Annotated in this window: 11 protein-coding genes; 7 read left to right on the forward strand and 4 right to left on the reverse strand. The window is 69.4% G+C overall.

Going from position 1 to position 14,909, the window contains the following annotated elements; genetic code table 11:
- Positions 1-99 precede the first annotated feature (99 nt).
- From imuA to AC07PU_RS11625, 4 genes are all read left to right on the forward strand, one after another.
- Complete coding sequence (gene imuA / locus AC07PU_RS11610; RefSeq protein WP_495317604.1) at positions 100-918, forward strand: translesion DNA synthesis-associated protein ImuA; 819 nt, start codon at positions 100-102, stop codon at positions 916-918.
- Complete coding sequence (locus tag AC07PU_RS11615; RefSeq protein WP_495317606.1) at positions 887-2,266, forward strand: Y-family DNA polymerase; 1,380 nt, start codon at positions 887-889, stop codon at positions 2,264-2,266. Before imuA ends, AC07PU_RS11615 begins: the two co-directional genes overlap by 32 nt.
- Positions 2,259-5,615 carry an error-prone DNA polymerase gene (locus AC07PU_RS11620; protein WP_495317608.1) on the forward strand — a complete coding sequence of 1,119 codons (3,357 nt, stop codon included), beginning with the start codon at positions 2,259-2,261 and terminating at the stop codon, positions 5,613-5,615. The genes AC07PU_RS11615 and AC07PU_RS11620 overlap by 8 nt, the downstream gene beginning before the upstream one ends.
- Positions 5,616-5,719: 104 nt before the next feature.
- The gene (locus AC07PU_RS11625) at positions 5,720-6,676 is read left to right on the forward strand and encodes a hypothetical protein (protein ID WP_495317610.1); all 957 of its coding nucleotides are present in this window, start codon (positions 5,720-5,722) and stop codon (positions 6,674-6,676) included.
- A gap of 31 nt (positions 6,677-6,707) precedes the next feature.
- On the opposite strand, the gene AC07PU_RS11630 is transcribed toward AC07PU_RS11625, so the two are convergent.
- The 3 genes from AC07PU_RS11630 to AC07PU_RS11640 all read right to left on the reverse strand — a co-directional run bounded on the left by AC07PU_RS11630 (position 6,708) and on the right by AC07PU_RS11640 (position 9,959).
- Positions 6,708-7,286: a 2'-5' RNA ligase family protein gene (locus tag AC07PU_RS11630; protein ID WP_431509296.1), complete on the reverse strand. Its 579-nt coding sequence runs from the start codon at positions 7,284-7,286 to the stop codon at positions 6,708-6,710.
- Positions 7,287-7,311: 25 nt separating this feature from the next.
- Positions 7,312-7,533: a hypothetical protein gene (locus AC07PU_RS11635; protein ID WP_296781998.1), complete on the reverse strand. Its 222-nt coding sequence runs from the start codon at positions 7,531-7,533 to the stop codon at positions 7,312-7,314.
- A 179-nt stretch (positions 7,534-7,712) separates the two neighbouring features.
- On the reverse strand, positions 7,713-9,959 hold the full coding sequence (locus tag AC07PU_RS11640) for a DUF6351 family protein (protein WP_495317613.1): 2,247 nt from the start codon (positions 9,957-9,959) through the stop codon (positions 7,713-7,715).
- Between the two features lie 139 nt (positions 9,960-10,098).
- Between AC07PU_RS11640 and AC07PU_RS11645 the strand changes: the two genes are divergently transcribed.
- Together AC07PU_RS11645 and AC07PU_RS11650 are read left to right on the forward strand one after the other, a co-directional pair.
- Positions 10,099-10,806, forward strand: a complete 708-nt coding sequence (locus AC07PU_RS11645; RefSeq protein WP_281078366.1) for a Crp/Fnr family transcriptional regulator — start codon at positions 10,099-10,101, stop codon at positions 10,804-10,806.
- A gap of 69 nt (positions 10,807-10,875) precedes the next feature.
- Complete coding sequence (locus tag AC07PU_RS11650; RefSeq protein ID WP_398493777.1) at positions 10,876-11,370, forward strand: guanylate cyclase; 495 nt, start codon at positions 10,876-10,878, stop codon at positions 11,368-11,370.
- Between the two features lie 46 nt (positions 11,371-11,416).
- Here the strand turns inward: AC07PU_RS11650 and AC07PU_RS11655 are convergent, their stop codons facing one another.
- Positions 11,417-13,612 (reverse strand): DUF6351 family protein, encoded by a 2,196-nt coding sequence (locus tag AC07PU_RS11655; RefSeq protein ID WP_495317616.1) that lies wholly within the window; start codon positions 13,610-13,612, stop codon positions 11,417-11,419.
- Between the two features lie 152 nt (positions 13,613-13,764).
- Here AC07PU_RS11655 and AC07PU_RS11660 point away from each other — a divergent pair, with 152 nt between their 5' ends.
- Positions 13,765-14,886: an AraC family transcriptional regulator gene (locus tag AC07PU_RS11660; protein WP_495317618.1), complete on the forward strand. Its 1,122-nt coding sequence runs from the start codon at positions 13,765-13,767 to the stop codon at positions 14,884-14,886.
- Positions 14,887-14,909 lie beyond the last annotated feature (23 nt).

Genomic DNA, 14,909 nt, shown 5'->3' on the forward strand with positions numbered 1-14,909 from the left:
TGAGTGGTTGGAATGGGAGGGAGTGCCCCGCAAAGAAATTTGCCGCCCCGATTGCGAACCCTGGAAATACTGGATAAAAATACAGTTAACAGTTCCATCATGGGCCTTCCTTCCCTCGCCTCCCTCTCTCCCGCCGCCGGCCGCGGCGTCTGGCATGCCGACGAGCTCGGCAGCGCCGACGCGCAGGTCGTCGGCACCGGCCATGCCGCGCTCGACGCGCAGCTGCCGGGGGGAGGCTGGCCGGTCGGCGCCATGAGCGAGCTGCTGCAGGCCGCGCCCGAGGACCATGTCTGGCGGCTGCTGCTGCCCGCGCTGGTGCAGTCGGTGGCGGCGCGCGGCGGCCCCGTGGTGCTGATCGGTCCGCCGCGCGAACCCTTCGGCGCCTCGCTCGCGGCCCATGGCCTGCGGCCCGAGGCGCTGATGTGGGTGCGCAGCGAGGCCGCGGCTGCGCGGCTGTGGGCCTGCGAGCAGGCGCTGCGCTGCGCCGAGGTGGGCGCCGTGCTGGCCTGGTTGCCGCAGGCGCGCGTGGGCGAGCTGCGGCGGCTGCAGCTCGCGGCCGCGCAGCACGAGGCGCTGCTGTTCGTCTGCCGGCCCGAGTCGGTGGCGCAGTCGGCCTCGCCCGCGCGGCTGCGGCTGCGCATCGCGCGCTGCGAGGCCGACCCGGCGCAGATCGAGCTGCACATCCTCAAGCGCCGCGGCCCGCCGCTGGCCGCGCCGGTGCTGCTGCCGGCGCGCGGCGAACGCATGGCGGCGCTGCTCGCGGCCGCGCGGCTGCGGCGCAAGCTGCGCGCGCAGCAGCAGGGCGTGGTTGCGGTGGAGGCGGTCGTCGACGCACCGCCGGCCGCCAACGTGGTGCGCATCGACGCATGGAAGGCAGGAGGCGCCAATGCACTGGATCGCCTTGCAGTGGTCGCTTGAGGCGCAGGCCGAGGCCGGTGCCGCCGCGGCCGCCGCCGATGCCATGCCCACCCCCGAGGCGCTGGGCTGGTGGGCGCTGCGCTACACGCCGCACGTCTGCTGGCTCGACGAGGCGCTGATGCTCGAGGTCTCGGCCTGCGAGCGCCTGTGGGGCGGGCGTTCCTCGCTGATGCGTCAGTTGCTCAACGAAAACCCCGTGCCTGCCGCCGCCGTGCTGCGCGGCGCGCAGGGCGCCACCAGCCTCGAGGCGCTGGCGCGGCTGCGGCTGTTCGTGCGCGAGGAGAAGCGGCCGCCCGAGATTCCCGCCGGCCTGCCGCTCGACACCCTGAGCGCCGCGCGCGAGCACCTCGATGCGCTCGCGCGGCTGGGTTGCCGCAGCTGGGGCGAGGTGGCGGCGCTGCCGCGCGGCGGGCTCTCGCGGCGCTTCGGTGCCGAGCTGCGTGCCGCGCTCGACATCGCCTGGGGCCTGCGCCCCGAAAGCCATGCCTGGCTCACGCTGCCCGACGTGTTCGAGCAGAAGCTCGAGCTGCCCGCGCTGGCCGAGACCGCGCCCGAGCTGATGTGGTCGGCCAACCGGTTGTTGTCGGCGCTGCAGATCTGGCTGCGCGCACGCCAGCGCGGCGCGCGCGCGCTCGAGCTGGAATGGACGCTCGACCTCAAGCGCTTCAACGGCGTGAACCTGCCGCCGACCCAGCAGATCGCGGTGCGCACCGCCGAGCCCACGCAGGACCTCGCGCACCTGCGCCGCCTGCTGTCCGAAAAGCTCGCCCTGGCCACGCTCGCCGCGCCCGCGAGCTGGCTCAAGCTGCGCTCGCTCGAGACCGATCCGTGGGCCGGGGCGAGCACGAGTTTTCTGCCGGAGGACAACCGCAAGGGGGACAAGTTGCACGAGATGGTCGAGCGGCTGAGCGTGCGGCTGGGGGCGATGCAGGTGCTGGTGCCGCGGGCGCGGGCGGATCATCGTGCGGGACACACGCAAGCCTGGCAGCCGGCGCTGCGCACCGTGCAGCCTGACCGCGCCGCGCCGCCCAAGGCCCGCAAGGAAGCGCAGGCCGAGGCTTCCCAGCCCGATGCCATCTATCCGCCCTGGCTGCTGCCCCAGCCCCTGTTGCTCGAGATGGACGGCGAACGCCCCTGCTATGGCGGTCCGCTGAGCAGGCTGATCGGACCGCAGCGCGTCGAGGCGGGCTGGTGGGGCGGCAAGGAGGATGGCGGTCAGCCCGCGATGCGCGACTACTACGTGGCCGAAAGCGCCGAGGCCGGCTTGCTGTGGATCTTCCGCGAGCGGCCCCTGGCGCGCTTTTCCGCGGGCGAGGTGCGCTGGTACCTGCAGGGGTTCTATGCCTGAACTCAGCGACAGGCAGATGCGCAATCGCCAGCCGGCGAAGGTGCATGCGCTGCCGGCGCCCTCGAGAACCGCGCCGGTATCGGCGCTGCCGGGCTATGCCGAGCTGCACTGCCTCACGAACTTCAGCTTCCAGCGCGGGGCGTCGACGCCCGAGGAGGTGGTGGACCGGGCCTATCAGCTCGGCTATTCGGCATTGGCCATCACCGATGAATGCTCGGTGGCCGGCATCGTGCGGGCCTTCGTCTGCCTGCGCGACATGGAGCGCAAGCTCACCGAGTACGAGAAGAAGCATCCCGAAGAGCCGCCGATCCCGCGCAACCCCGATTTCCGGTTGCTGTACGGCAGCGAGTTCCACTTCGAGCGCTTCAAGCTCGTGGTGATCGCGAACGACACCGAAGGCTGGGGCAATCTCTGCGAATTCATCACCGCCGCGCGCAACACCGAACTGCCCAAGGGCGAGTACCGCGTGAGCTGGGAAGAGAGCGACGTGGCATCGCTGCAGCATTGCCAGATCCTGTTCGTGCCGCACCGTTATCCCGGCAAGGACCTGGATGCGGCCACGCTGCATGAAGACCTGATGGCCGCGAAGGCGCTCTATGCCGACAACCTCTGGCTGGCACTGGAGCTGTTCAACGAGCTCGACGATGACCTGTGGTTCGTCGGGCTGATCCAGGCGAGCGAGCAGGCCGGCGTGCCGCTGGTGGCTGCTGGCGACGTGCACATGCATGCGCGGTCGTGCAAGCCGTTGCATGACGTGCTGACGGCCGTGCGCGTAGGCAGGCCCGTGGCCGAGTGCGGCTTTGCGCTGCAGTCGAATGCCGAGCGGCACCTGAGGCAACGCATGCGGCTGGCGGAGATTTATCTGCGGGACATGCTGGCGAACACGCTGGTGGTGGCGGGGCGGTGCCGCTTCGATCCGGGAGTGATCAGGGACAACTACAAGTACCCGCTCGAGACCCTGGGCTCCAGCGAAACGCCCGTTCAAACGCTGAGGCGCAAGACCTGGGAAGGCGCCGCGCTGCGCTATCCCGATGGCGTTCCGGACAAGGTGCGTGAGCAGGTCGAAAAAGAGCTGGCACTGATCATCGAGCTGGAGTACGAGATGTTCTTCCTCACGGTGGAAGACATCGTGAAGTTCGCGAAGTCGCAGGAGATCCTCTGCCAGGGCCGCGGCTCGTCAGCCAACTCCGCGGTGTGCTTCTGCCTCGGCATCACCGCGATCAACCCCGAAAAGGGCACGCTGCTGTTCGAGCGCTTCCTGAGCCGGCACCGCAACGAGCCGCCCGACATCGATGTCGACTTCGAGCACCAGCGGCGCGAGGAAGTCATCCAGTACATCTACGAGAAGTACGGCCGCGAGCGCGCCGCCATCGCCGCTGTCGTCATCTGCTACCGCGCACGCAGCGCGCTGCGCGATGTGGGCAAGGCCATCGGCATCGACGAACGGCTGGTCGACGAATTCGCCAAGGACCACTACTGGTTCGATGAGACCGTGCTCGGCGAACAGTTGAATGCCGCCTGCGCGCGCGTGGGTGTGCAGGAAGACGAGTTGAAGCTCGTGCAGTGGATAGAGATGACGCGGCGCCTGCGAGGCTTTCCGCGCCATCTGAGCCAGCACGTCGGCGGTTTCGTGCTGACGCACACCAAGCTCACGCGGCTGGTGCCGGTCGAGAAAGCCTCGATGAAGGATCGCTCGGTGATCCAGTGGGAGAAGGATGACCTCGAGGCGATGGGCATGCTCAAGGTCGACGTGCTCGCGCTGGGCATGCTCAGCGCGATCAGGCGGGGGCTCGACCACATGAACCGCTGGCGGGGCTGTTCCACGCAGATGCATCAGGTCCCGAACGACGACCCGGACGTCTTCAACATGATCTGCGACGCCGACACCGTGGGCGTGTTCCAGATCGAGAGCCGCGCGCAGATGTCGATGCTGCCGCGCCTGAAGCCGCGCACTTACGAAGACCTGGTGATCGAGGTCGCGATCGTACGGCCCGGGCCGATCCAGGGGGGCATGGTGCATCCGTACCTCAAGCAACGTGAACGCGTCGCCAAAGGTCTGCCCATCGTCTACGAGAAAGAGGCGCTCAGGCCCGCGCTGGAGCGCACGCTGGGCATCCCGATCTTCCAGGAACAGGTGATGCAGATCGCGATGATCGCGGCCGACTTCTCCGCCGACGAAGCCGACCAGTTGCGCCGTGCCATGGCCGCGTGGAAGCGCAAAGGGGGACTCGAGGGCTTCCATGACAAGCTCGTGCAGGGCATGACTGGAAACGGATACAAGGCCGAGTTCGCCGAAGCCATCTTCAAGCAGATCCTTGGCTTCGGCGACTACGGCTTCCCCGAAAGCCACGCCGCCAGCTTCGCGCTGCTGGTCACGGTCAGCAGCTGGCTCAAGTGCCACGAGCCCGCCTGCTTCCTCGCCGCCTTGCTCGACTCGCAGCCGATGGGCTTCTACAGCCCCTCGCAGCTGGTGCAGGACGCGCGCCGGCATGGCGTGGAGGTGCGGCCGGTCGACGTGACCTGCAGCGAGATCGACACCACGCTCGAGCCGCGCGCGGCCGATGCGCCGCGCGTGCCGCCGGGCACCGACGCACGCTATGCCGAGCGCCTGGGCCATGACGACCAGCCCGCGGTGCGCCTGGGCCTGAACCGCATCGCGAGCCTCAGCAAGGGCGGCGCGAAGCGCCTGCTCGAGGCCCGCGCGCAGTCGCCCTTCACCAGCACCGAAGACCTCGCGCTGCGCGCCGAGCTCGACGGCAAGGACATGGCGGCGCTGGCCGCGGCCGATGCGCTGATCTCGCTGTCGGGCCATCGGCGCCAGCAGATGTGGGATGCGACGGCGCAGCGGCGCGCGCCGGGGCTGCTCAAGGGCGTGCCGATCCACGAGGAGGCGCTGGCGCTGCCCGCGGCGCCCGAGGGCGAGGAGATCGTCGGCGACTATGCGTCGATGCGCCTCACGCTGCGGCGCCATCCGCTCGCGCTGCTGCGCCCGCGGCTGGCGCGCATGAACCTGCTGAGCGCCGAGCAGCTGCGCGGCATGCCCAGCGGCCGCGTGGTGCGCGCCTGCGGCATCGTCAAGGGCCGGCAGCGGCCGCAGACCGCCAACGGCACCATCTTCGTCACGCTCGAGGACGAGACCGGCAACGTCAACGTGATCGTCTGGAACCACGTGATCGAGGCCTGGCGCGAGCCGCTGCTGAAATCGCACCTGCTCGCGGTGCAGGGCACCTGGCAGCGCGACGACGACAGCGGCGGCAAGGTGCAGCACCTGATCGCCACCGGCTTCAAGGACCTGACGCCGCTGATGGGCCGGCTCGCGCAGAGCAACAGCAGCCGGGATTTCCACTGACGCGATGACGGCCTCCGCGCGTTCTGTCCGTCTGTGCAACCGATCGCAACCGTTCGTTCGAGTCCTCGCCTCATCCACCGGATTTCGCTAACCTGTTCCTCACCATGTCCGCACTCGCCCTCGATCCCATCGTCGATATGCCCATCGGCCCGCCGCCACCCGCGCCCGACGTGCCCGTGGTGCCGCCACCGCCCGTCATGCCGCCGGGGCCATTGCCCGAGGGCGACCCGCCGCCCGCGATGCCGCCGGTGACCGACCCCGGCTTTCCGCCGCCGGTGCAGGAACCGCCGATGCAGACCGCGGTGTCGCTCGCGGCCTCGCTGGCCATCGCATCGGCGTCGGGCGGCGTGCCCTTCGGCAAGTTGCATGCGCGGCGCCTGCGCGAGATGTACCGATCGGCCGGCTGGCCCTGCTGCGACGCGATCGAGGTCGAGCTGCTCGCGGGCGGCTTCCTCGAGCGCGTGCGGTCGGCGCAGGGCCACGAGACCCTGCGCGTGACCGATGCCGGCCTCGCGCGCATCGCCACCACGCTCACGATCAACCGCGCCGCGCTGTCGCCGCACGAGGCGCTGGTGGAACGCGTGGCGCGCGAGATGACGCGCGGCGGCCGCATCGCCTGGCGCGGCCTGAGCCTGCGCGCGAAGCTGCCGCCGGCGGAAGAGGGCGGCAAGGCACGCTGGTGCATGGCCAGGCCCGATGTCTTCTCGATCCGCAACACCAGCGTCGAGGCCTATGCGCACCCGATCGTGCACGAGGTGAAGGTGAGCCGCGCCGACCTGCTGGGCGACCTGCGCAAGCCCGACAAGCGCGCGGCCTACCTCGACCTCGGCGGCGAGTGCTGGTACGTGCTGGGCAACGACGCGCGCGGCCGCTGCATCGCCACGCCCGAGGAGGTGCCGGCCGAATGCGGCGTGATGGTGCTCGAGGGCGAACGCCTCGTGGTCGCGCGTGCCGCGGTGCATCGCAGCTTCGAGCGGATTCCGTTCGCGGTGTGGCTCGCGCTCGCGAAGGCGCAGCCGATGGCGGGGTTCGATGAGGACGTGCAGGACTTGCTGGTGTGAGGCCTGCGGGGCCGTCGCGATGGTTGCCGGTTCAGTGGAGTGAAGCAGTCAGGCGGCGCAGCCCGTGGCGTGCGGAGATCGATGCCAGGTGCTCGTGACGGAACGGTGTCGTGAAGTGCGAGCGGACGACGCGGATTTCGCTCACGGCCCATGGAATGGGCGACATCGTCGGGCAGGCGGCGCGTTCGGAAGCGCGGGCGATCGTGATGTGGGGTTTCCATCCCGAGGTCTTGGCGAGATCCATCAGGTCCGCCTGTTGGAGAGCCGACCAGATTCTTTCTCGCAATTCGAACAACTGTCCGTGTGGAGCAGGCTGAATCACGGAGACACCGTTGGACCATGTGCCGGACTGATCGAGCATCAGACCGAATGCCTTCATCCGCACTTGCGACAGTGCCTCGAGCAGTCGTTCCTCGCAGCGCTCTTCGTGCTCGTCGAGATAGCCCAACGTGAGATGCAATCGGCTCAGCGGCGGAAAGTGGCAGCCCTTCGGCCACCACCATTGCCTGCGGTGCAATTCGATGGCCGTTGACACGGCTCCGTTCGGAAACAGTCCGACCAGCAGTCGGTTGTCGCTCGTTGCGTGATCCTGGGTCATGTCGAATGTCATCTGGCACTTTCGAACGATGAGTGATTCAGTCCACCTTCGGCCACCACTGCTGCGCCGTCGTCCGCAACACCCGCGCAGCCTGCGCCTTGATGTCGTGCGGATCGCCCTGTTCGTTGTGCCGCAGCACGCGGAACGGCCAGGTCGAGAGGCGTCCCGTGGCACGCAGCCGCGGGGCGGGCTGCGGCTGCGTGGGGCGTGAGAAGAAGAGGATGCGCGCAGCGGCTGCGGGCGGATTGGCGGTGGTCATGCGGTCGCCTCGAAGTTGTTCTTGGAGACGATGCATTCTAGAGGAGTGCTGTATGGACGTACAGTTAAAAGTCCTTGCCCGAACCCGTCGCGGATGGGGATTTCCTATCGCGCGAAAGCTTCGGGCCGCACCACGAAAAAGGGGCTCCGAAGAGCCCCGAAATCCCCATCACCCAACCCTCAGCCCAGCGGCAGGCGCAGGTAGCTTCCCTTCAGCGGCTGCTGCCCCGCGCCCGGCTTGCTCCAGTCGCACACGCCGGCCGGGAAGATGGTCTTGAGCCGCGTCTCCTCGGCACCGCTGAAGGTCGCCGTGTAGTCGGCCATCGCGACCGGCTTGAGCTGGCACTTGAGCACGTCGTTCACGAGCGGCGAACCGGCCACGATGCGCGGCGTGCTGAAGCGCGGATAGACCACGTTGCACTTCGCGGCCGGGTCTTGCGACGCGACCTCGTCGATGCGCTTGTTGCTCTTGTCCCAGCAGGCGTCGTTGGCGCCCGGGGGCTTGTTGCGCACCACCTTGTCGGTCGAGGCCGCGGCGCTGTCGGCCGCCATGTTGTCGAGCCACTTGTTCATCAGGTCGATGGAATCGCCCACGTAGCTGAGGATCGAGGTCGACGAGCCCAGCGTCCAGATGATCTGGTTGTCGCTGCGGCCGTTGGCGCGCTGCAGCCGCGCGCGGATGATCAGGTCCTGCAGCGTGTCGTGGATGTCGCCGGTCGCATCGGCATTGCCGCGCTGCGTGATGATCGGGATGTTCGCGAGGCCCGGGCCGGTGAAGCTGTTCTTGAAGCCGCCCGAATAGGTCGCCTCGAGCGCCCCGGCATCGGCCTGCGAGCGTGCCGCCTGAACGTTGCCGTCGCGGTCGTAGCCGCCGACCTTCTCGTTGAGGTCGAGGAACTCCTTCACCGAGATCGTGCCCTTGTTGAGCGCGGCCAGGCCGTACTGCACGCCGATGTTGTCGATCGGGCGGCGCGCTTCCTGCGTGCCGGGACGCTTGCCCAGCAGGTTGACGTTGGTCTGGAACAGGTCGCAGCGCACGCCGTTCGGGTTGGTCGCGCGGTTGAACACGTTGGCGGCATTGCCGGGCTCGAGGAAGCCGCAGCCCACCGCGTTGTCGGACTTGATGATGCTTGCGAAAGACGCGTCCCAGGCCCCACAGGTGCCCTGGTTGAAGCCATTGACCGCGACCTGCTTGGCCGGCGTCCAGGTCGCCATGTCGAGTCCGTAGACGTTGTTGAGCAGCCGGCACTCCATCACCTCGGGCATCAGCGTCTCGGGGAACGAGACGATCGGCTGGATGCCGTCGAGCAGGCCCGGGTAGAGCTGCGCGATCAGGTACTGCTGGATCGCGCCGCCCGAGCCGCCGATGCCCGCGGTCCACTTCGGCACCTCGCCGAATTCCTCGATCACGTGCTCCTTGATCATCATCAGCGTCTCGCCCTGTAGGTGCGGGTTCGCGTGCTGGTTGTTCCACAGCTCGGTCGAGTTGAAGAAGGCGAAGCCGCGCGACAGGTAGATGTCGGCGATCGGGTCGAGGATCGACTCGATCGGGTGCACGCCCTGGTTGTATTGGGCCGAGCCGCAGCAGTCGAAGTAGGGCACCAGCTTCCTGTTCCAGCCCTTGCCGGGCTTCCAGGTGGCGGGCGCGTCCTTCGCCGGGTTGTCGAGCACCGCGAGGCGGTACACGCCACGGTTGATGGTGCCCGACTCCACGCGCACGATGTAGGGCACGGTGACGCCGTCGTTGGTGGTGGTGTCGGCCAGGTCGGCCGGGCGCGTGCCGGTCGGGTCGGCCAGCGGCTTGAAACTGCCGGCCTTGCTGCGGTAGTACCAGACCACCTGCGTGGTGGCCGAGCAGTTGGCGTCGAGCGCCACGCCCAGGCCGTTCTGCACCGTGCGGCATTCGTAGGGCGTGATGTGCGGGCCCGAGAGGATCGGGCCGGTGATCGGGTAGTTGACCAGCTTGAGCTCGGTGCGCTGCTTGGGCTTGTCGGCGTTGGTCACGACGATCAGGTTCTCCTTGCCGGTGGCCGAGGCCGGGTCTTCGGCGAGGCCCGTGACCAGGCCGCGCAGCGTGCGCGTGGCGGTATCGCGCGTGCTCAGTTGCGCGCTCACGTCCTTGCCGTTGAGGCTCACGCGCACCTTGTCGGTGGCCACGCCCTCGGGCGCGCGCACCTCGAGCAGCGTGTCGCCGCCGCTCACCATCTCGGGCCTGGACGACAGCGTGCGCACGTCGAAGGCGGCCGGGGCGGGCGGCGGCGCGGGCGGTGGCGGCGCGACCGGCAGGAACACCGCGCCGCTGTCCGAGCTGCCACCGCAACTGGCGAGCAGCGCGGCCGCGGCGATGGCCAGTGCCGCGACGGAGCCGGCGCGAAGGGCCGGCCACGGAGAAACCCGCTTGCGCGGTGCGTGGGGGATGGCGAACATGATGTCTCCTGTGTTGGTGTCGATCTCCACAAAGATTAAGGAGCGGCACGCGGCACCACGGTCGTTGCGACGACAGATGAGGCGTGAATTGCTACAGGTAATCCCTGATACCCCGCAGCCCGCGGCGTGCCTCGAAGGCATGGTGCGGCGCTCCCGGTGGGCGGCCGGTCTTTCTTCTTCCGATCTCGAGCGCGTGCTGGGCGGCATGCAGGAGCGCCAGTACGCGCGCGGTGCCTGCATCGCGGGCGCGGGCCAGGTGGTCGAGCACTGGATGGCGCTGATCGACGGCTTCGCGAAGATGTCGGTGGCCTCCGAGGACGGCCGCGTGTCGACGCTCACGGGCGTGTCGGCGGGCGTGTGGTTCGGCGAGGGTTCGCTGTTCAAGCACGAGGCGCGCCGCTACGACGTGTTCGCGCTGCGGCCCACGCGCGTGGCGCTGATGCCGCGCCGCACCTTCGACTGGCTGCGCGAGACCAGCGTGCCCTTCAACCACTACCTGCAGGAGCTGCTCAACGCGCGGCTGAGCCTGTTCATCGGCGCGCTCGCGCACGAGCGCCTGCTCGACACCGACGCGCGCGTGGCCAACTGCCTCGCGAGCCTGTTCAACCCCGAGCTCTATCCCGATGCGCCGCGCCACCTGCAGGTGGGGCAGACCGAGATCGGCCTGCTCGCCAACGTCTCGCGCCAGCGCGTGAACGTCGCGCTGCAGCGGCTGCAGGCGCTGGGGCTGATCCGGCTCGAGAAGCGCGGGCTCACCGTGCTCGACCTCACGGGCCTGAGCAACTACCGCGTGTCCTACGACGGCCCCGCGCTGGCCGAGGACGCGGCCTCGGCACGCCGCGCCTGAAGCGCTTCCGGCGCCGCCCGACCCCTTGGTTGGCGGTTGAAAATGAATTCTTTTTGCTACAGTCCGTCGATGAATCTCACGACAGACGCCGCGGCCGCCCCGTACCAGGACCTGGGCGAGGTGCTTCGCCAGCGCGGCGTGCAGGAGGCGCTGCGCTGCCTCAACGCGGAGGTGCCGCACCGCTACACGGCGGTCTTCGTGCTCGACGGCGACCTGCTGCGCAACCTCTACATGGTCGACAAGCTCGGCGAGGCGCGCCCCGAACAGCTTGCCGTCGTGCCGCTGGGCAGCAGCTTCTGCCAGTTCGTGCTGCGCGACGGCCGCCTGTGCACCGAGGATTCGCGCGAGGAGCGGCTGCTCGACGGCAGTCCCTACCAGGGCATGGTGATCGCCTACCACGGCGTGCCGCTGACCCATGGCGACGGCCGGCTGGCCGGCACGCTGTGCCACTTCGACCTGGTGCGCCAGAGTCTCAGCGAGGCCCAGTTCGAGCGGCTGCAGCAGGCCGGGCGCCTGCTGTCGGACCCCGTGCTGCGCGCGGCGGCGCAGGGCGAGGGCGGCTGACCGGGCCCGCGGACCCGATCGACGCCGCCTCGTAGCTGCGGCCCGATCAGCCCGGCGCGACCGCGTAGCTCTGGAAGGTGCCCTTCAGCGGCACCTGCCCGACACCCGGCTTGGTCCAGTCGCACACGCCGCTGGAGAACACGGTCCGCAGCCGGGCGAGCTGCGTGGGCGTGAGGGTCTGGGTGTAGTCCGACGCCAGCACCGGCTTCAGCTGGCACTTGTTGATGTCGTTCGTCAGCGGCGCGCCGGCCTGCTGGCGCGGCTCGCCATGCAGCGGGTACATCGTGGCGCAGGTGCCGGTGGCGCCGTAGGCCGGCGATTCCTCGTACTTGGTGCCGCTGCCGTCGAAGCAGGCGTCCACCGCGGCCCGGGGCTTGTGCGCCACCACCTTGTCGGTGGTCAGCGGCGCCGGGTCGGCGGCGATGCCGTCGAGCCACTGCGTCATCACGTCGAGCGACAGCGCGGCCAGCGGATAGCCGGTGCGCGGGCCGACCCAGATCACCTGGTTGTCGATGCGGCCGTTGGCGCGCTGCAGCCGCGCGCGCACCACCAGGTCGCGCTCGTGCGAATGGATGTCGCCCGAGGCGTCGTTGTAGGTGCGCGAATGCAGGATCGGCACGAAGGCCAGGCCGCCGCCGCCCGAGTTGACCAGGCCGCTCGCGTAGGCGCGCTCGAGCGCGAGCGCATCGCCCACGGTGCGCTGCGCTACCGGCTTGCCGTCCTTGTCGTAGCCGCCGACCTTCTCGTTGAGCGTCACGAACTCCTCGGCGCTGATCGCCCCCTTGTTGAAGGCCTCGAGCCCGTACTGCACGCCGACGTTGTCGAGCGGGCTGCGCGCGAAGCCGGTGATCGGGTCGCGGCCCATGATGTTGGTGCGCATGTCGGAGGTGGTGCAGCGCGCGCCGGTCGGGTTGTTGATCGGGTCGTAGACCTTCGAGACGTCCTTGAGCGCGCAGCCGGCCGCGTTGGTCGCGACGATGGTGTTGACGAAGCTCAGGTCCCAGGCGCGGCAGGTGCCGTTGGTGAAGCCGTCCACGGCCGTGCGCTTGGCATTGGTCCAGGTCGCGGTGTCGGCCTTGTAGACGTTCTCCAGCAGGCGGCAGTCGGCCACGTGCAGGCTGCCGTCGGGGAAGGTCAGCGAGGGCTGCAGGCCGTCGAGCAGGCCCGGGTAGATCTGCGTGATCACCAGCTGCTGGATCGCGCCGCCCGAACCGCCTGAGCCGGCCGTCCAGCGCGGCACGCCGTAGGTCTCGATGAAGCGCTCCTTCAGCATCATCAGCGTCTCGCCCTGCAGCACCGCGTTGCCGCGCTGGCCGTTCACGAGTTCGGTCGAGATCATGTAGGCGAAGCCGCGCGACAGGTGCAGGTCGCTCAACGCATCGGTGGCCTGGTTCACGCCCTGGTTGTACTGCGTGCCCGCGCCGCCGCCGAAGCTCACCACCAGCCGGCCGTTCCAGCCCGCGGCGGGCTTGTAGCCGGTGGGTACCGCGGTCTCGGCCGTGGGATCGTCGAGCAGCGCGATGCGGTAGATCGTGCGGCCCACCGTGCCCGAGTCCACGCGCACGATGTAGGGCACCGTCTTGCCCTCGATGGTCGTGGTCTGCGCCAGGTCGGACGGACGCGCGAGCGGATCGGCCAGCGGCTTGAAGCTGCCGGCCGGCGTGCGGTAGAAGTAGTCGTTGCGCCGCGTCGCCGAGCAGTTCGCATCGAGCGGCGTGCCCATGTTCGATTCGACGGTGCGGCATTCGTAGGGCGTGAGCAGCGCGCCCGCGAGGATCGGGCCGGTGTCGGGGTAGTTGGTGAGCACCAGTTCGGCATTCGAGGACGCGCGGCCCTCGGCGCTCGCCTTCACCGCCAGCGTGTTGGCGCCCGTGGCCAGGCCCTTGACCATGCCGCGCAGGCTGCCGTTCGCATCGCGCGCGAACTGGGCCGTCACCGGCTTGCCGTTCAGCGTGAGCTCCAGTCCCGAGGCCGTCGCGCCCGCGGGCGCCTTCACCTCGACCAGCGCATCGCCCCCGCTCACGAACTGCGGCTTGGACGACAGCACCGTGATCGAGGCCTGGTCGAGCGCCGCCGGCGCCGAGGGCGGCGGCGAGGCCGGCACGACGGGGATGAAGCCCCCGCTGCCGCCATCGCCGCCGCAGGCGGCCAGCAGCGCCGCGCAGGCGATACCGAGGGAAAGGATGCGTGCCGGCCGCGCAAGCGGCGGCGCGGTTCGCGTCGAACCGAGCGTTTGTCTCATGGTGTTCTTCTTTCGTGGGACGGATGATGTCGACGCGCACGGCCTGATCGAGCCCTCGCCGCACGGCGTCGGCTTCACTCTATGCAGCGCATGCGGTCCCGTGTTCTCCGATCGCGCCAACTTCATTTGCCAATCACGCCATGTCTCACGCCATGCCCATGCCTTCCGCCGCGGGATCCGCTTCAACGGCCTTCGCGGGCCGGCCCACCTTGCCGATCTCCTACGTCAGGGATTTCCTCGCGGGACTGCCGATCGATGCGCCGACTCTGCACGGCATGCTGCACCTGGCCACGATCTCGCCCACCTTGCTCGCGCAGCGGCATGGCCGCGTCACCGAGGAACAGTTCGCCGAGCTGTTCCGCAGCGTGGCGCTGCACATGGACGACGAGATGCCCGGCCTCTATGCGCGGCCGCTGCGCTGCGGCACGCTCAAGGTGCTGAGCATCCTGATGCTCGATGCGCCCACCTTGCAGGTCGCCATCAAGCGATGGATGCAGTTCAACCGCGTGCTCGACGACGGCTCGGTGTTCACCCTGCACCGCGACGAACGCGAGGCCGTGATCCGCATCGATGCCTATCCGCGCCAGGCCCGCAGCGCGCGCCTGGTGCAGGAGCTGCACATGAAGCTGGTGCACGGCCTGTGCTCGTGGATCATCGGCGCGCGCATCGAACTCGAGCGCATCGACTTCGGCTTCGCGCGGCCCGACGATGCCGCCGACTATCTCTTCATGTTCCCCGGCCCCGCGCGCTTCGGGCAGCCCGTGACCGCCATGGTCTTCGACCCGAAGTACCTCGACCGACCGGTGCGCCGCCGCTCCGGCCTCGAGCTGCGCGACCTGCTGCACCGCGCACCGCTCGACTGGCTGTTCGTGCCGCCGAGCGCCGACAGCGCCGCGCACCGTGTGCGCGGCTGGCTGCAGGCACGGCTCGGCGAGGACTGCGACATCGCCCACGTGGCGGGTGCGTTCGGCCTGTCGGCGCGCACGCTCGTGCGGCATCTGCAGGCCGAGGGCGCGACCTTCCAGGACATCAAGGACGCGCTGCGCCGCGACGTCGCCATCGAGCGGCTCACGCGCGGTTCCGAGCCGCTGATCTCGATCGCCTCGGACCTCGGCTTCTCGAGCGTGGCCGCCTTCCATCGCGCGTTCCGGCGCTGGACCGGCGGCACGCCGGGCGACTACCGCGAAGGCGGCGAAGCGATGGAGCGCAGCTTCGCGCGCGAGGCGAGGCCCGCGAAGCTCGCGGGCGCGTACCGCGAGGGGGCGGCGGCCTGAGCGCGCCGCGTCCTCGCCACGAG

The sequence above is a fragment of the Variovorax sp. GW821-FHT10D07 genome, assembly GCF_059415325.1.